The following is a 16,395-nucleotide window of genomic DNA, read 5'->3' as shown; positions in this document are numbered from 1 at the left end:
CCGGTGGACCAGTCCGTCCGCCGGTCGCACCGCATCACCCCATGCCTTGACGGGCCGGCCCGACCAGCTCCACCGCTCCCAGCCCGCGGATCTCCGCGCGGTGCACCGCCGCGGTCCGGACCGGGACGGCGTCGGTGAGGGAGCCCGCGAGAACGAGCGCACCGGCCGGGAGGCGCTCCCCGCGACGGGTCAGGTGCTCGGAGAGATGGACGAGAGCACGGAGCGGGTGGCCGAGGACCGCTGCCCCCGTCGCCGTGTGCGCGACCGATCCGTCCACGGACAGGACGCACCCGGCCGTGGCCAGGTCCCCCGCGTCCCGTGGGTGGATCCACTCCCCGACGAGGAAGCCGGCCGCGCTCGTGTTGTCGGCGACGACGTCGGGGAGCCGGAAGCCGAAGGCTGCGTAGCGGGAGTCGATGACCTCGACGGCGACCGCGACCGCATCGACGGCGCTCCCGGCCGTCCACGGTGTGAGCGGCCGGTCCAGGTCCCGGGCCAGCCTGAAGGCGATCTCCGGCTCGATCCGGGGCTGCGCCATCCGCCCCAGCACCTGCTCGTCGTCGCCGGTGCCGAGCTGCATCGCGTCGGTGAGGAAGCCGACGATCGGCTGCCCCACGCCCATCGTGCGCTGCTTGGCGCGACTGGTGAGGCCGAGCTTCGCGCCGACCAGGCGCTCGCCCACGGCCAGTCGCTGCGCCCGGTCCAGCTCCTGGACCTGGTAGCCCCAGTCCTCGTCGAGTGCGGGATCCGTGTCGGTGAACGGCGGGCGCGGCGCACGGGTGAGCCGCGCCTCCCGGAGCGACCGCGCGGCCGAGTCGACGTGCGTCATGAGGTCGCCTCCGCGACACGAACCGTGATTGCTCCCAGCCCGGAGCCGGTCGCGGTCACCACATCGCCCGGGGCGAGCGGCACGGAGGCGTGCACCGCACCGGGTAGCACCAGCTGCCCGGCCCGGAGCCGATCTCCCTGCTCGGCCAGCCTGCCGGCCAACCACGTGAGAGCAAGGACAGGATCGCCGAGAACGGCCGCACCCGCGCCGCTCGCGACGATCTCCCCGTTGCATCGGAGCACCAGCCCGAGAGTGCACAGGTCGCCGACGTCGACCACGGGGACCGGCCAACCGACCGCGGCGTAGGCGGACGAGGCGTTGTCGGCCACGGTGTCCTGGATGGTGATGCGCCAGTCGGCGATCCGGCTGTCGATGACCTCGAGGGCGACGGCCACAGAGGTGATCGCCGATGCGGCCTGCGCGCGAGTGGCGCCAGCGGGGAGGTCCTCGCCCAGCACCAGCGCGACCTCTGCCTCGACGCGGGGCGCGATGAGCCGGCCGGCATCCAGGACCGCACCGTCGGAGAGGACCATGCCCTCCATCAGGACGCCGGAGTCCGGCTCCTCGACGCCGAGCTGCCGCTGCATCGCCGCGGACGTGAGACCGACCTTGTGGCCCAGCACCCGGCGCCCGGAGTCGGTCCACCGCCGGACCAGCGCCAGCTGCACGGCATAGGCACCGGCGAGGTCGAGACCAGGGACCCGAGCTGTCAGCGGTTCCACCGGCCGGCCTCGCTCCGCGGCGTCGGCGAGCTCGTCCGCGAGCCGCTGCGCCAGCGCGTGGCCGATCACGCGGTCTGACCCGAAGCCCAGGCGTGGCTGGCGGACACCACGCCGGCCACGATCTCGAGCTCGACGGCGTCGCGCGGACCGAACAGCATGGTCATCCCCGGGGTCAGCCGGACACCCGCCAGGGGATGCGCCGCACCCCAGCCCTTGGCGACGACATCGGCAGCGAGGGTCGGCGGCAGGGCGACGTGCAGCGACCCATCGTAGCCAGGGTGCAGGTGGGCGAACTCTCCCGCCGACGGGACGATGAACGAATCCACCGGACCCAGGTGCGGCGGGGCGAGCATGAATCCCCTGGCACCGGGCACCGAGATCGCCGACTGACCGGAGCGCACCCCGGGCAGCGCTGCGACGCGGGCGAACAGCTCCTCCTGCAGTTCTCGGGGAGCGGTGTCGCTGCGTTGCTCCTGCGGGATGCCGGAGCTGACGGCCGGGCGTGAGCCGGCCCGGGCGGGAAGGCTTCCGCCCGGCAGCGCCGTCCACGTGACCGGGCCGGGCTCAGGTCGGCCACGGTGGCCGACGAAGGACAGCCGCTCCTGCAGCCATCCCGCGAGTGTCCCGAGCGCCTCGGCCGAGATGCCGTGGCCCACCGGGTCGCGGCGGGCGATCGTCGGCGCCCCGGACTCGCCGAGCAGGTAGTACCAGGTGCGGTCCAGCAGCTCCCGCGGGATGACGCTGTCGTGCTCGCCCTGCGCGACGACGACCGGGACCCCTGCCAGTCGTGCGGGGGTGGTGGGGACGCCTGCCTCGAAGGGCAGCGTGCCGTACAGCACGGCCGCGCCTGCGTAGCGGCTCGGGTCGTCGAGCACCAGTGCACCTGCGAACGCTGCTCCCCCGCTGAAACCGATCAGCACGACGGGGCGACCGGGCACGGCGACCTCGTCCAGCCAGACCCGGAACCAGTCCATCGTCGAGCGCAGGGACTCGGCGACCGGCCGACCGATGCCGCGGTTGGCGAACCAGGCGAAGCCGCCGCCCTCGGCGATCGGCGCCCGCACGGCGGCGTACGCCGGCCCGGTCGGCAGGTGCTCGGCGAGCGCGATGATCTCCCGCTCGTGCGACCCCCGCCCGTGCAGCAACACCACGAGGGGCGTGGCCGGATCGACGCTCCCGGCCGTCGCCACGACAGGTGTGGTCCAGGTCGTCGTCACGCTCCGGCCTCCACCGATCCGGGCAGCACGCGGCCGGCCGTACCGACGCCCGACCAGCGGGCGATCTCAGCGCCCATGTCGAGGCGGTCGACCGGCGCGGCGTTCTCGTACTCGCCCCAGTCCTCACGGGGCAGCATCCACATGACCTCGAACTCGTTGCCGTCCGGATCGATGCCGTAGACGCTCTTGGTCGCGCCGTGGCTCGACTCCCCGGTGAAGGCACCGAACTCGGTCAGTGTCCGACGGGCTTCCTCCAGCTCGTCGATGGTGTCCACCTGCCAGGCCAGGTGGTAGAGGCCCACCGTGCCGCGGCCCCGCGGCGCGGCGCCGGCGCCGATGCCGAAGAGGCCCAGGTCGTGGTGGTTGCCCGAACGCGGGAGTCGGAGGAAGGCAGCGTTGGCCCGCGGTTCACGTGCCGCCACCTCCATGCCGAAGGCGCCGGTCCAGAAGGCCAGCGACCGCTCGAGGTCGCTGACGAAGAGAACGGCGTGGTTGAGCCGGACGGCGGCGATGGTCATGACTGCTCCTTCGAGAGGGACTCGCAGCGGTGATCGACAGGCCGCGCGCCGCGGCCGCGCTGCTTCGACGGCGGGTGTGGCACCAGGTCGGTCACCGAATCACTGATTGCTCAGATGTTGACGTCGCAGTGGACGGTAGACGCAGTTAGTTGACCAGTCAACTAACTGGCACGGATCGGCGCCCTGGCCGGCCGCTGTCATCCACCGGCGGTCCGCCCTAGGGTCGGAGGTTCGGGCTCCTCGTCGTAGCGGGTGTAGGTCGCCGACATCGCCCCCGAGGGATCGAGCCTGGCGAGGATGGCGTCGCCGATCGCGGCCAGCTGGTCGATCTGTTCGTCACTGAGGGCGTCCACGACGTGGTGCCGCACGTTCACCACGTGGCCGGGGGCCGCATTCTGCACCGTCGACCATCCGGCTTCGGTGAGCCGCGCATTGGTCGCCCGGCGGTCCTCTGGGCATGGGAAGCGCTCGACGAGGCCGCGCCGCTCGAGGCGGTCCACCACGTGCGAGAGCCGGGGAAGCGTCGCGTTGGTCTGCCGGGCCAGCTCGCTCATCCGCAACGTCCGGCCAGGCGCCTCCGAGAGCATCGCCAGCACGTAGTACTCGAAGTGCGTCACGCCGACGTCCCGGCGCAACTGCGCGTCGAGGACGCCAGGGAGCAGTTCGACCAGCGCGACGAGACGGATCCACGCGCGCAACTGGCGCCGCTCGAGCCAAGGGGTGTCCACGGTCACATCCTCCACCGGAATGGTTGCAGCTACAAGTGCCTTCTACAGGGCGAACGTTGTAGCAACAACCAATCACCCGTCAGGAGTCAGTCATGGCACACGTCAGCATCCTCGGCACCGGCAACATGGGACCGGCCATCGCCAGCGTCGTCACCAAGGGCGGCAACACCGTTGAGCTGTTCAACGAGACCGACGCGGACAAGCCGATCACCGGCGACGTCGTCGTCCTCGCGGTCCCCTACGGTGCGATCGCCGACATCGTCGCCCAGCGCGGCGACCAGCTGGTCGGCAAGGTCGTCGTGGACATCACCAACCCGGTGAACTTCGAGACCTTCGACTCCCTGGTCGTCCCGGCGGACGGGTCCGCAGCCGCCGAGCTCGCCGCCGCCCTCCCCCGGTCCCGGGTCGTCAAGGCGTTCAACACCACCTTCGCCGCGACCCTCGCCTCGGGAACCGTCGGCGGGCAGCAGCCCACGACCGTGCTGATCGCCGGGGACGACGCCGACGCCAAGGCGTTGCTGGCCGGGATCGTCACCGCCGGTGGCCTGCGGGCCATCGACGCCGGCTCCCTGGCCCGCGCTCGCGAGCTCGAGGCGCTCGGCTTCCTGCAGATCACCCTGGCCGCCGGCGAGAAGATCGCCTGGACCGCCGGGTTCGCCGTCATCGCCTGACGACCGCCCCGCCACACGGCGCGGAAGACGTGGGGGCGGCACGAACGCCGCCCCCACCCCCGCCCCGGCTTTCCACTGCTCTTCCCCGCACCGGCCCGACCGGCGCCGGCCTCCGACCCGACCACCATGACAGGACTCACCGTGAACCTCCCCGCCCCCGCCCGTGACCTCGCCCTCCTCCTGGCCCGCGTCGCCGTCGGCCTGACCTTCGTCGCCCATGGCTGGCAGAAGCTGTTCACCAACGGCATCGACGGCACCGCCGCGTTCTTCGACCAGGTCGGAGTCCCCGCCGCCCAGGCCGCCGCCTGGTTCGCCGCCGTGGTCGAGCTCGTCGGGGGCGCCGCCCTCGTCGTCGGGCTCGCCGTCCCCGCCGCGGGGCTGCTGCTGCTGGTCGACATGATCGGCGCGTTCGTGTTCGTCCACGCCGGCGCCGGCCTCTTCGTCGAGCAGGGCGGCTCCGAGCTCGTCCTCGCCCTCGGCGCGGCCGCCCTCCTGCTGGCCGCCATCGGCGCCGGGCGCTTCAGCGTCGACCACCTGCTCACCAGCCGACGTCGCACCGGCCAGGCCGTGGACGCCTGAGCCGGCGTAGCGGCCGGGCGACCCTCTCCTCGGAGGCCGCCCGGCCGCCCCCGCGCAGCCGGCGATCCTGCCGGTGCGGTGAGTCCGGCCGGGCAGTGCCCCCGAGTCCACGTCCGCGACGTCCCCCGCCACCTCCGCCCCGACCCCAGGAGTCGACATGACCGCCCACACGCCTACAACGACCGCTGTCGCCGACGCCCGCATCCCGGCCGGGCACGCCTTCGCCGGGCACCTGCGGCGGGCCGCCGCGCTCGAAGCGTCCGCCCCGCACCACGCGTGGACACCGGAGGAGGGTCCGCTACCGAGCCTCTACCTGTCCCACGGCGGCGGACCGCTGCCGTTCGAGAGCTCCGAATGGCTGGACCCGCTGCACACCTGGGCGCGGGCCCTGCCCAAGCCCAAGGCGGTCCTCGTCGTCTCGGCGCACTGGGAATCCGCACCATTGTCGGTGAGCGCCGCCCGGCCGAGCGAGCTCGTCTACGACTTCGGCGGCTTCGACCCGCTGTACTACACGTTCCGCTACGACACCCCTGACGCCGGGGAGCTGACCCGGCAGGTCGTCGATCTCATGCCGGACGGAGAGACCGTGCACCAGCACGCCCGTCGCGGGCTGGACCACGGGGCCTGGGTGCCGCTGAAGATCATGTACCCGGCAGCCGACGTCCCGGTGCTGCAGCTGAGCCTGCCGACCGAGGACCCCGACAAGCTCCTGACCCTCGGCGAGCGGCTGCGGCCGTTGCGGGAACAGGGCGTCCTGGTGATCGGATCCGGCCACATGACCCACGGCCTCGCCTTCCTGACGCGCGAGGCCTGGCGGGAGAACAAGGCACCGGGCTGGTCGGCGGACTTCGACGCCTGGGCCGCCGATGCGCTCGCCCGGGGCGACGTCGCCGAGCTCGCGCGCTTCCGCACCGCGGCGCCGGGGATGCCCTACGCGCACCCGACCGTGGAGCACTTCACGCCGCTGTTCGTCACCCTCGGCGCGGCCGACGACCCCTGCGCGCCGGTGGTCACCACCCTGGACGGCTACGGGGTCGGGCTCTCCCGGCGGTCATTCCAGACGGCCTGACCCGAACGCTGGCACATTCGGACGCGGAGCGTCTCGGTCGAGCCGGAATGAGTCCTTCTCCAGGCAGGATCGCAGCCATACGTTGGCTGCGTCACATCGGCCGAGTCCGAGGGGAGGCGACATGGAGATCCGCCAGCTGCAGTACTTCGTCGCAGTCGCGGAGACCTGCCATTTCGGGCGGGCCGCCGAGCGCCTCCACATGGCTCAGTCGCCGCTCTCCCAGGCCATCCGCCAGCTCGAGTCCTCCATCGGCGCGACGTTGTTCACCCGCACGACTCGTCGGGTCGAGCTCACGCCGGCGGGCGAGGCCCTGCTTCGCGACGCGCGCCGCATCCTGGACGCGGTCGATGCCGCCGAGACCCGGGTCCGGCTCGTCGCCGGCGGCAGCGCGGGGCTGCTCCGCGTGGGCGCCACCGGGCTCGCCGCCTTCCGTCACCTCCCCCGACTGGCCCGGGTAGCCGCCAGCGAGCTGCCAGGCCTGGAGCTCCACTTCGTCCCCGACCTGCTCACCCCCGCGCAGGAGGAGGCGTTGCAGGACGACCGGATCGACGTCGCCGTGCTGCGCCCTCCGCTACGCAGGACCGGCCTCGCCTCGCGGCTGATCAGCCGCGAGCGGCTCGTGCTGGCGGTTCCCGAGCGGCACGCGCTGGCCGGTGACCGCTCCATCCCGCTCGCCGCCCTGCGGGACGAGGACTTCGTCGTCTACAGCCCGGCGGACTCGGTGGTGAACGCGACGGTGACCCAGGCCTGCCTGGCCGCCGGGTTCCTGCCCAGGCGCGCCCACGAGGCAGCGCGCATCACCATCCTCCTGACGCACGTCGCCGCCGGGTCGGGCGTCGCCGTCCTGCCCGAATCCGTCCAGGCCCTGCACGTGGACGGCGTCCGGTTCATACCGGTCCGGGACGACGTGCACGTCGACCTGGCGCTCGCCTGGCGCACCGCCGACCCCTCCCCCGCCCTCCCGCTGCTGCTCCGGGCGCTCGAGGCCGACGGCTTCCTCGCCGCGACTGCGAGGCCATCGCCCGCCATCCCCGCCGTCTCCTCGGAAGGCCCCCGGTGAAGATCACCAAGATCGACGCGATCCCGTTCGCCATCCCGTACCGCAAGCCGCTGCGCTTCGCCAGCGGCGAGGTGCACGTCGCCGACCACGTGCTGGTGAGGGTCCACACCGACGACGGCGTCGTCGGTACCGCCGAGGCGCCGCCGCGGCCCTACACCTACGGCGAGACGCAGCAGTCGATCGTCGCGATCGTCGAGCGGGTGTTCGCGCCGGACCTTGTCGGCCTGACCCTGCTCGAGCGCGAGGCCGTGCACGCGCGGATGGACCGCACCGTGGGCAACCCCGCCGCCAAGGCCGCCGTCGACATGGCCCTCTGGGACGCGCTCGGGCGCACCCTGGACCTGTCGGTGTCCCAGCTGCTCGGCGGCTGGACCGACCGCATGCGGGTCTCCCACATGGTCGGCTTCGCACCCGACGCCGAGATGGTCGCCGAGGCCCAGCGCCTGCACGACGAGCTCGGCATCCGCACCTTCAAGGTGAAGGTCGGCCGGCGACCGGTCGACCTGGACGTCGGCGCCTGCCGGGCGCTGCGCGCCGCACTCGGCCCGGGCGTGGAGCTCTACGTCGACGGCAACCGCGGCTGGACGCACGCCGAGGCGGCCCGGGCGCTCGACGCCATGGCCGACCTCGACCTCACCCTCGCAGAGGAGCTCTCCCCTGCCGACGATGTCCTCGGCCGCCGCTGGCTCACCGCCCGTACGCGGATCCCCACCGTCGCCGACGAGAGCGTCCCCACCCCCGCGGACGTGACCCGGGAGTTGCTCGGCGGGTCGGCCACGATGATCAGCATCAAGACCGCCCGCACCGGGTTCACCACCAGTCAGCGGGTCCTGCACCAGTGCCAGGGCCTCGGCGTGGAGGTCGTCATGGGGAACCAGATCGACGGCCAGATCGGCACCGCCTGTGCCGTCGCGTTCGGCGCCGCGCACCGCGCCACCTCCCGGCGGGCCGGCGAGTTGTCGAACTTCCTCGACATGGCCGACGACCTGCTGACCGAGCCGCTGCACATCGCCGGCGGCGAGCTCGCCGTGCCCGCCGGCCCGGGGATCGGCATCGAGATCGACCCCGACAAGCTCGCTCGCTACCGCACCGATTGCTGAGCACCGACCGCAGTCCCCTCCCCATCCCGCACCGACGCAGGAGAACCCGATGACCGCCTCCACCGAGGTCAACCCGACCGCCGCCGGCTCCGGCCGCAACGCCACGCAGCAGTTCGCCCAGAAGGAGCGCAGCGCCGCTGCCGTCGACCAGGACCGGGTCTCGGCCATCGCCACCGACGCCATCACGGCCCTGCACGAGGTCATCCGGAAGCACCGGGTCACCTACGCCGAGTACGACGCGCTCAAGGCGTGGCTGATCCGCGTGGGCGAGGACGGCGAGTGGCCGCTGTTCCTCGACGTCTGGCTCGAGCACGTCGTCGAGGAGGTCGTCAACGCCGACCGCAAGGGCACCAGCGGCACCATCGAGGGTCCGTACTACATCCCCGGCGCGCCCGAGTTCCGCAGCGAGGCCACGCTCCCCATGCGCGACGGCGAGAAGGGCACCCCCTTCGTCTTCCAGGGCACCGTCACCGACCTCGACGGCAACCCGCTCGAGGACGCGCGGGTCGAGCTCTGGCACGCCGACGACGACGGCTACTACTCCCAGTTCGCGCCCGGGATCCCCGAGTGGAACCTGCGCGGCACCATCCTCACCGGCCCCGACGGCCGCTTCACCTTCCACACCATCAAGCCTGCGCCCTACCAGATCCCGACCGACGGCTCCTGCGGCGCGCTCATCGCCGCCGCCGGATGGCACCCGTGGCGGCCTGCCCACCTGCACCTCAAGGTCACCGCCCCGGGTAAGCAGCTGATCACCACGCAGCTGTACTTCGACGGCGGCGAGTACGTGGAGGACGACGTCGCCCAGGCCGTGAAGCCCGAGCTCATCCTGCGGCCCACCCCGGCCACCTCCGGCGCCGGCGAGCAAGTCACCTACGACTTCACCCTGGACCCCGAGGCGTGACCCAGCTGTATGCCGTCCGCATGGACGTCGCACTGCCGTCTGACATGGACCCGGCGGCACGCGCGGACCTCCTGGCCCGGGAGAAGGCCTACTCGCAGGGATGGCAGCGCTCCGGGCACTGGCCCCACATCTGGCGGTGCGTCGGTGAGTACGCGAACCTCAGCGTCTTCGCCGTCGAGAGCAACGAGCAGCTGCACGAGATCCTCTGGGGCCTGCCCCTGTTCCCGCACATGACCATCACGGTCACTCCCCTGGCCGGGCACCCGTCCGACATCGCCCTCGACCCCCCGGGGACCCCGGCCTCCTGACGTGCGGGTAGGCCCGCCGGCGCCGCGCACGACTTCTGCCCCGTGCGCGGCGCCGAGTCGTCCCGGGCACGGGACGGCGGCGAGCTCAGGAGGCGGTCGCGCCGTCGGCGTCGGGACCCAGGACCTCGCGCAACCAGGCACGCTCGGCGCGGCTGGTCGCGCGGGCGATCACCAGCATCCCCCGCCGGTACGGGTCGGTGACCTCAGCGGCACGGAGGGGCCGGTCCTCCTCGTAGAAGAAGCTCGCCGGCTGCTCGAGGAAGGCCAGCCGCCGGCGCAGCACGGCGTACTGCTGGTCCACGTCGGGCAGGTGCGACAGGAACGCGAGGACCGTGAAGAAGCGGTTGGGGTCGGTCACGTCCTGCTCGTCCGCGTGCCGGAGACGGCGGAGCAGTTCCTCTCGACCCGCACCGGTGAGGCTCACCACGTACCGCGGCGCCGCCGCCGCGCCTTCCTCCACCCGTCGGTCGAGCAGGCCTGCCTTCACCATCCGGGCGATCGCCGGGTACAGGCTGCCGTCACTGACCCGTCGCGCGTATCCCGACAGCGCCGCCACGCGGCGTCGCAGCTCGTAGCCGTGAAGCGGGCCATCGGCCAGGAATCCCAGGATCGCGAGTTCGAGCACCGTGCTAGTGTCGCACATCGAATCGGGATACCGCGTTTCGATGTGGCACTGGCTGCACGGCGGACTCGATGGGCCCCGTCACCGGCGACGGGTGAGACCGGCGGCGCCGACAGGTCGCCGCCGCGTCCGCCCGCCCTGAACCCGGGACCGTTCGGCAGGAACCCGAACCGCCTCGGGTGACGTCGAGGAGGAGGCGCGCCGTGATCGAGTTCCGCTCCGTGTCGAAGCAGTACCCGGACGGCACCACCGCCATCGACGACCTGTCGCTGACCGTCGCGTCCCACGAGACGGTCGTCCTCGTCGGCTCCTCGGGGTCCGGGAAGACCACGCTGCTGCGAATGGCCAACCGGATGGTCGAGCCCACCGCCGGCGCCGTCCTCATCGACGAGCAGGACGTCCGCGGACGGAACCCCGTGGAGCTGCGCCGCTCCATCGGCTACGTCCTCCAGGCCGGCGGGCTCCTGCCCCACCGGACCGTCGCCGACAACGTCGCCACCGTCCCGCTGCTCTCCGGCGCCCGCCGGCGGGAGGCGCGTACCCGCGCCCTCGAGTTGCTCGAGCTCGTGGGGCTGGAGCCCGCGCTGGCCGCCCGGTACCCGGCGCAGCTGTCCGGGGGGCAGCAGCAGCGGGTGGGCGTCGCCCGGGCACTCGCGGGGGACCCGGACGTCCTGCTGATGGACGAGCCGTTCGGCGCCGTCGACCCCATCGTTCGGGCCGACCTGCAGACCCAGCTACGCGACCTGCAGACGCGCCTCGGCAAGACCATCCTCTTCGTCACCCACGACATCGACGAGGCGTTCGCGCTGGCCGACCGTGTCGTCGTGCTCCGGGCCGGGGGCCGCATCGCCCAGGTCGGCTCCCCCGTGCAGCTGCTCACCCGGCCGGCCGACGGGTTCGTGGCCGACTTCGTCGGGTCCGGAACCGCGAAGCGGAGCCTGCGGACCGTCGAGGTGGACGGGCAGTCGGTCCTCGTCGACGGCGATGGCAGACCTGCCGGAGTGCTGGTCCCATGACCTGGCTCCGACTCAACTCCGCCCTCGTCGTCGAGCTGACGACCACCCATCTGCTCCTCTCCGCGCCGGCCGTGCTGCTCAGCCTGGTGATCGCCGTTCCGCTGGGGTGGGTCGCCAACCGGTACCGGCTGGCACGTGGCCCGCTCCTGACGGGTGTGGGCCTGCTGTACGCCGTCCCGTCCCTGCCGTTGCTGATCGCCATCCCGGCGGTGCTGGGCACCCCACTGCGGTCGGCGGCGACGATGGTCACTGCGCTGACCGTCTACGGAGTGGCCCTGCTCGTGCGCAGCGCCGCCGATGGCTTCGGGTCGGTCCCCGGGCACGTCACGCAGTCGGCCACCGCCGTCGGGTTCTCCACGTGGAGCCGCTTCTGGCAGGTGGAGCTGCCCCTGGCCGCTCCCGTCGTCCTCGCCGGCCTGCGCGTCGTCGTCGTGAGCACCGTCGGCCTGGTGACCGTCGGGGCCGTGGTCGGGATCAGCAGCCTGGGGACCCTGTTCACCGACGGCTTCCAGCGAGGGCTGCCCGGTGAGATCGTCACCGGCCTGGTCATGACGGTGCTGCTGGCACTCGTGCTGGACGGCGTGTGCGTCCTCGCGGGACGGGTCCTCCTCCCCTGGGCTCGCACCCCCGCCCGCCGGGTGCACCGCCGCACCCGATCGGCGGTGACGGGATGAGCCTGCTCGCCGAGGCCGTCGCCTGGCTGGCCGAGCCGGCACGCTGGGTCGGGGACGCCGGTATCGCCGCCCGCCTCGTCCAGCACCTGGCTGTGTGCGCCGTCGTGCTCGGCTGCGCCGCCACGGTCGCCCTGCCGCTCGGCGTCCTGGTGGGCCACGTCCGCCGCGGCCGCGGAGCCGTGGTCGTGCTCGCCGGGGCTGTCCGCGCCGTCCCGACCCTCGGGCTGCTCACCCTGCTCGGCCTGACCCTGGGCATCGGCCTGCGAGCGCCGGTCATCGCCCTGGTGATCCTGGCAGTTCCCTCGCTCCTGGCCGGCGCCTACGCCGGCGTGGAGGCGGTCGACCGACAGACCGTGGACGCCGCGCGGGCGATCGGGATGACCGAGCGGCAGATCGTCACCCGCGTCGAGCTACCACTGGCGGCTCCCGTCATCGTCGGCGGTATCCGCACCGCGACCTTGCAGGTGGTGGCCACGGCCACCCTCGCCGCGTACGTCGCCGACAGCGGCTTGGGCCGGTTCCTGTTCGCCGGCCTCAAGTCCCGCGACTACCCCCAGATGCTCGCCGGAGCGCTCCTGGTCACCGCGCTGGCCCTCGCCCTCGAGATCGCCCTCGCTCTCGTCCAACGCCTGGTCCGCCTTCGTGCCGCAGGCGCCCGCCCTGACACGTCCCGATCCCGACCGACACCGACCCCGAGGACATCGTGAACCGCCGCATCCGCCGTCTCTTCCTGCTGCCCGCACTCGCCGCCGCCCTGGCATCGAGCGCCTGCTCTTCCTCCGACCCGCTCGGCGCGGTCGAGACCGACAGCGCCGACGCCATCGTCATCGGCTCGCAGGACTACTACTCCAACGAGATCGTCGCGGAGATCTACGCCCAAGCCCTCGAGGCGGAGGGCCACCCGGTCGACCGCGAGTTCCGCATCGGGCAGCGCGAGGTCTACCTGCCCGAGATCGAGTCGGGGCGCATCGACCTCTTCCCCGAGTACACCGGCCCTCTCCTGCAGTACTGGCGGCCGGACACCGGCGCTCGTCTGGCCGACGACGTGTACGCCGAGCTGACCGACGCCGTCCCGAACGGGCTGCGCGTCCTCGACCAGTCCCCCGCGACCGACCAGGACGCCTACGTCGTCACCCGGGCCTTCGCCGAGCAGTGGGGCCTCACCACGATCGCCGACCTGGCCCGTGTCCCCGGACCACTGACACTGGGCGGCAACTCGGAGGGAGAGACCCGCCCCAACGGCCCGCAGGGACTGAGGACCCGCTACGGCATTGAGGTCGGCTTCACCCCGATCGAGGACGGCGGCGGCCCGCTGACGGTCAAGGCCCTGCACGACGGCGACATCCAGCTCGCCATCATCTACACGGCCGACCCGTCCATCGCCGCGAACGACCTCGTGGTGCTCGAGGACCCCGCCGGGCTCTTCCTCGCCTCGCACCTCGTCCCGATCGCCAGTGATGACGTCGACGGGCGCGCCGCCGAGGTGATCGACACCATCGACGCGGCCCTGACGCCTCAAGGGCTCCAGCAGCTCAACGCCCAGAGCGTCGACGAGCAGGCACCGGCCGCCACCATCGCGGCCGCCTGGCTCGCCGAGCAGGACCTCTTCTAAGTCCTTCCACAACCGGGCGCCGTGTCAAGGCGCCCGCCCACCCCGATCGAGGAGCCCTCCCCGTGCCCGAGCTGACCTTCAACGCCGTATCGACCGCCGTCCTGGTCGTCGACATGCAGAACGACAACCTCCATCCCGACGGCGCCTTCGCCTCCTTCGGCGCGGCAGCGCACGCCGCCGAGCAGAACGTCGTGGAGAACGTGGCCGCCGTCCTGGCCGCGGCCCGGGCCGCAGACGTATCCGTCGTCCACAACCACATCGTCGCCCACCCCGGTCGGCCCAGCGGCGGCAGCAACGCGCCGATCTTCCGGCTCATCGGTCCGGAGTCGCTCCGCCAGGGCACCTGGGGCGCAGCCCCGGTGGACGGCGCAGAGCCGGTCGGCGACGAGCTCGTCCTGGCCCGGATCCGCATGAGCGCGTTCAACGGCACCGCTCTCGACACCGTGCTGCGCAACTGGGGAATCACGGCGGTCGTCGTGGTCGGCGTCTGGACCAACATGGCCGTCGAGCACACGGTCCGCGATGCCGCCGACCACGGCTACGAGGTCACCATTGTCTCCGACGCCACCTCCTCCATCAGCGCCGAGTGGCAGCACGCCGCGCTCAGCTACGCGCTGACCAACATCGCGACCGTCGCCGGCACGGCGGAGGTCACGCAGGCGCTGCGGGCCGCGTCCCGCGACTGACGGGTCGGCCGCCGTCCCGCCCTCGCGCACGTCGTCGCGGGAGGGCGGGACGGTCGCCACTCAGGCGGGCGCCGGCGGCTTGTAGGGCGCGGTGGCCCCCGCGTCGACGGTGAGCGTCCAGGCGCTAGAGGACCGGGAGGAGATCCGCTAGCCGGACGCCCGGTACGCCCGGCACCTCGACGAAGGCCAGTGGGACCGGCTCGGGGACTGCTTCACCGAGGACGGCGTCTTCGACGGGCTCTCACGGATCGAGGGCCGGGCCGCGGTGACGGCGTTCTTCGCCGGCCTCGCCAGCGCCGGCCTCACCGCCCTGTGGCACTACGTGACCAACTACGAGATCGACCTCGCCGACGACCACGCCACCGCCCGGTCGCTCCTGTGGCAGCCAGTCGTGGTCGCCGGTGCACCCCACGTCTCGGCCGGCCGGTACCGGGACCACCTGGTGCGGACGGCGGAAGGGTGGCGGATCCGGGAGAAGCAGGTGCGGTTCCTGTACTGGGGACCGCTGGCCGAGGGCTGGGACCTCCACCGGTTTGGCTTCGCCTCGGCGGCAGCTGCGGCGACTCACCCGGACACGGAGGTGTGACCGGGTGGGCGGGAGGACTTCCTCCCGCCCACCCGGCGTCAGGGTCGCCGGACGAGCTTCTTGTTGCAGAACTCCTCGAGGCCGAAGCGGCCGAGTTCGCGGCCGACGCCGGAGCGCTTGACGCCGCCGAAGGGCAGGTCAGGAGCGCTCCGGCTGGTGGCGTTGATCCAGACCATGCCCGTCTCCAGCTCCTCGGCAACGCGCTGGGCGACCGCGGCGTCCCGGGTGAACACCGACGCTCCCAGGCCGTAGCTCGAGTCGTTGGCCATCTCCACTGCCGCATCGGTGGAGTCCACCCGGTAGACGACCGCCACCGGCCCGAAGAGTTCCTCCCGGTAGGCGCGCATCTCCGGCGTCACACCGGTGAGGACGGTCCCGGGGTACCAGGCACCGGGTCCTTCGACGGGCGCCCCGCCCGTGTGGACGACCGCGCCCCGTTCGACGGCGTCCTGCACCTGCTCCGCCAGGTCGTCGCGGGCCGGGACGGACGACAGCGGCCCCAGCCTGGTGTCCGGCGAAGTCGGGTCACCAGGCTTCCACGCCGCTATGCCCGCGGTCAGGCCCTCGACGAACCGGTCGTGCAGGTCGGTGTGCACGATGAAGCGCTTCGAGGCGGTGCAGGCCTGGCCACCGTTGAACATGCGGCCGGCGACGGCCGCAGTGACCGCCGCGTCCAGGTCGGCGTCCTCGAGCACCAGGAAGGGGTCGGAGCCGCCGAGCTCCAGCACGTACTTCTTCATGTGCCGCCCGGCGGCCTCACCGACCGCGGCCCCGGCACGCTCGGAGCCGGTCAGGGACACCCCCTGCACCACCGGGCTGGCGATCATGTCCGCGACCTGCTCGTTGGTGGCGAAGACGTTCAGGTAGGTGTCCGGCGGGAGGTCCGCCTTCTCGAACAGCTCCTGCATCCGCAGCGCCTGCTGCGGGCAGTTGGGAGCGTGCTTGAGGAGCACCGTGTTCCCGAGCAGCAGGTTCGGCGCCGCGAAACGGGCCACCTGGTACCAGGGGAAGTTCCACGGCATGATCCCGAGCAACGGGCCCAGAGGCTCCGTCCGCACCACAGCCGTGCCGCTCCCGGCGATCTCCAGCTCCTCGTCGGCGAGGTACGCCGGGCCCTTCCGCGCGTAGTACTCGTAGATCGACGCGGCCAGCCCGACCTCGGCACGGGCCTCTGCCAGCGGCTTCCCCATCTCGAGCGTGGTGAGGGCGGCCAGGTCCTCGACGTGCTCGCGGTACAGATCGGCCACCCGCTGCAGGACGGCAGCACGGTCGTCCAGGCCCGTCCTGCGCCACACGAGGTGCGCTCTGCGGGACCGGAGCAGCACATCACCGACCTCGGCGTCGGTCATGGTCGGGAAGGAGCGCACGCGCTCTCCCGTCGCCGGGTCGACCGTGGCGTACTCGCTCATGGTGCTCCTGTCTCCCGGGGTGGTCTCGCCCCACCCGTCGAGGCCATGGTCGGTGACCCGGGCCACGTCCGGCGTGTGCCGATTC

19 protein-coding genes and 1 pseudogene are annotated in these 16,395 nt (G+C 72.6%); 13 read left to right on the top strand and 7 right to left on the bottom strand.

All coding sequences use genetic code 11. From position 1 onward, the window contains the following. Window positions 1-34: 34 nt before the first annotated feature. From ACI799_RS01370 to ACI799_RS01350, 5 genes are all read right to left on the bottom strand, one after another. A complete protein-coding gene (locus tag ACI799_RS01370; protein ID WP_456612209.1) occupies window positions 35-829 on the bottom strand; it encodes a 2-keto-4-pentenoate hydratase in 795 nt (264 codons plus the stop codon). Then, entirely contained in the window at window positions 826-1,620 is a 795-nt protein-coding gene (locus ACI799_RS01365) for a 2-keto-4-pentenoate hydratase (RefSeq protein ID WP_456612208.1), read from the bottom strand. Before ACI799_RS01365 ends, ACI799_RS01370 begins: the two co-directional genes overlap by 4 nt. Then, window positions 1,617-2,768, bottom strand: coding sequence for a luciferase domain-containing protein (locus tag ACI799_RS01360; RefSeq protein WP_456612207.1), 1,152 nt, complete (start codon window positions 2,766-2,768; stop codon window positions 1,617-1,619). The genes ACI799_RS01365 and ACI799_RS01360 overlap by 4 nt, the downstream gene beginning before the upstream one ends. After that, window positions 2,765-3,286 carry a VOC family protein gene (locus ACI799_RS01355; protein WP_456612206.1) on the bottom strand — a complete coding sequence of 174 codons (522 nt, stop codon included), beginning with the start codon at window positions 3,284-3,286 and terminating at the stop codon, window positions 2,765-2,767. Before ACI799_RS01355 ends, ACI799_RS01360 begins: the two co-directional genes overlap by 4 nt. A 197-nt stretch (window positions 3,287-3,483) precedes the next feature. Further along, complete coding sequence (locus tag ACI799_RS01350) at window positions 3,484-4,014, bottom strand: MarR family winged helix-turn-helix transcriptional regulator (RefSeq protein ID WP_456612205.1); 531 nt, start codon at window positions 4,012-4,014, stop codon at window positions 3,484-3,486. Between the two features lie 92 nt (window positions 4,015-4,106). On the opposite strand from ACI799_RS01350, the gene ACI799_RS01345 reads away from it, so the two are divergent. From ACI799_RS01345 to ACI799_RS01315, 7 genes are all read left to right on the top strand, one after another. Next, window positions 4,107-4,685, top strand: a complete 579-nt coding sequence (locus ACI799_RS01345; protein WP_456612204.1) for an NADPH-dependent F420 reductase — start codon at window positions 4,107-4,109, stop codon at window positions 4,683-4,685. Between the two features lie 141 nt (window positions 4,686-4,826). Continuing rightward, window positions 4,827-5,264, top strand: coding sequence for a DoxX family protein (locus tag ACI799_RS01340; RefSeq protein ID WP_456612203.1), 438 nt, complete (start codon window positions 4,827-4,829; stop codon window positions 5,262-5,264). A 157-nt stretch (window positions 5,265-5,421) separates the two neighbouring features. Continuing rightward, window positions 5,422-6,333, top strand: coding sequence for a DODA-type extradiol aromatic ring-opening family dioxygenase (locus ACI799_RS01335; RefSeq protein ID WP_456612202.1), 912 nt, complete (start codon window positions 5,422-5,424; stop codon window positions 6,331-6,333). Between the two features lie 121 nt (window positions 6,334-6,454). Next, window positions 6,455-7,393, top strand: coding sequence for a LysR substrate-binding domain-containing protein (locus ACI799_RS01330; RefSeq protein ID WP_456612201.1), 939 nt, complete (start codon window positions 6,455-6,457; stop codon window positions 7,391-7,393). Further along, window positions 7,390-8,493, top strand: a complete 1,104-nt coding sequence (locus ACI799_RS01325) for a mandelate racemase/muconate lactonizing enzyme family protein (protein ID WP_456612200.1) — start codon at window positions 7,390-7,392, stop codon at window positions 8,491-8,493. Before ACI799_RS01330 ends, ACI799_RS01325 begins: the two co-directional genes overlap by 4 nt. A gap of 49 nt (window positions 8,494-8,542) precedes the next feature. Beyond that, complete coding sequence (catA, locus tag ACI799_RS01320) at window positions 8,543-9,397, top strand: catechol 1,2-dioxygenase (RefSeq protein WP_456612199.1); 855 nt, start codon at window positions 8,543-8,545, stop codon at window positions 9,395-9,397. Continuing rightward, window positions 9,394-9,705 carry a muconolactone Delta-isomerase gene (locus ACI799_RS01315; RefSeq protein ID WP_456612198.1) on the top strand — a complete coding sequence of 104 codons (312 nt, stop codon included), beginning with the start codon at window positions 9,394-9,396 and terminating at the stop codon, window positions 9,703-9,705. Before catA ends, ACI799_RS01315 begins: the two co-directional genes overlap by 4 nt. A gap of 85 nt (window positions 9,706-9,790) precedes the next feature. Here the strand turns inward: ACI799_RS01315 and ACI799_RS01310 are convergent, their stop codons facing one another. Next, window positions 9,791-10,330, bottom strand: a complete 540-nt coding sequence (locus ACI799_RS01310) for a PadR family transcriptional regulator (RefSeq protein ID WP_456612197.1) — start codon at window positions 10,328-10,330, stop codon at window positions 9,791-9,793. 200 nt (window positions 10,331-10,530) lie between these two features. Here ACI799_RS01310 and ACI799_RS01305 point away from each other — a divergent pair, with 200 nt between their 5' ends. The 6 genes and pseudogenes from ACI799_RS01305 to ACI799_RS01280 form a co-directional block, all read left to right on the top strand. Then, complete coding sequence (locus tag ACI799_RS01305) at window positions 10,531-11,343, top strand: ABC transporter ATP-binding protein (protein ID WP_456612196.1); 813 nt, start codon at window positions 10,531-10,533, stop codon at window positions 11,341-11,343. Beyond that, the gene (locus ACI799_RS01300; protein WP_456612195.1) at window positions 11,340-12,017 is read left to right on the top strand and encodes an ABC transporter permease; all 678 of its coding nucleotides are present in this window, start codon (window positions 11,340-11,342) and stop codon (window positions 12,015-12,017) included. Before ACI799_RS01305 ends, ACI799_RS01300 begins: the two co-directional genes overlap by 4 nt. Next, window positions 12,014-12,724: an ABC transporter permease gene (locus ACI799_RS01295; protein ID WP_456612194.1), complete on the top strand. Its 711-nt coding sequence runs from the start codon at window positions 12,014-12,016 to the stop codon at window positions 12,722-12,724. Before ACI799_RS01300 ends, ACI799_RS01295 begins: the two co-directional genes overlap by 4 nt. Further along, window positions 12,721-13,629: an ABC transporter substrate-binding protein gene (locus tag ACI799_RS01290; protein WP_456612193.1), complete on the top strand. Its 909-nt coding sequence runs from the start codon at window positions 12,721-12,723 to the stop codon at window positions 13,627-13,629. Before ACI799_RS01295 ends, ACI799_RS01290 begins: the two co-directional genes overlap by 4 nt. A gap of 62 nt (window positions 13,630-13,691) precedes the next feature. Then, entirely contained in the window at window positions 13,692-14,315 is a 624-nt protein-coding gene (locus ACI799_RS01285) for a cysteine hydrolase family protein (RefSeq protein ID WP_456612192.1), read from the top strand. A 169-nt stretch (window positions 14,316-14,484) separates the two neighbouring features. Then, window positions 14,485-14,901: pseudogene (locus tag ACI799_RS01280) on the top strand (nuclear transport factor 2 family protein); the annotation flags it as partial. 38 nt (window positions 14,902-14,939) lie between these two features. On the opposite strand, the gene ACI799_RS01275 reads toward ACI799_RS01280, so the two are convergent. Beyond that, window positions 14,940-16,310 carry an NAD-dependent succinate-semialdehyde dehydrogenase gene (locus tag ACI799_RS01275; RefSeq protein ID WP_456612191.1) on the bottom strand — a complete coding sequence of 457 codons (1,371 nt, stop codon included), beginning with the start codon at window positions 16,308-16,310 and terminating at the stop codon, window positions 14,940-14,942. Between the last annotated feature and the right edge of the window lie 85 nt (window positions 16,311-16,395).

Source organism: Blastococcus sp. SYSU DS0753, from assembly GCF_054051175.1.
The sequence above is the reverse complement of the archived record's forward strand: the minus strand, read 5'-3'. Positions and strand labels throughout refer to the sequence as shown.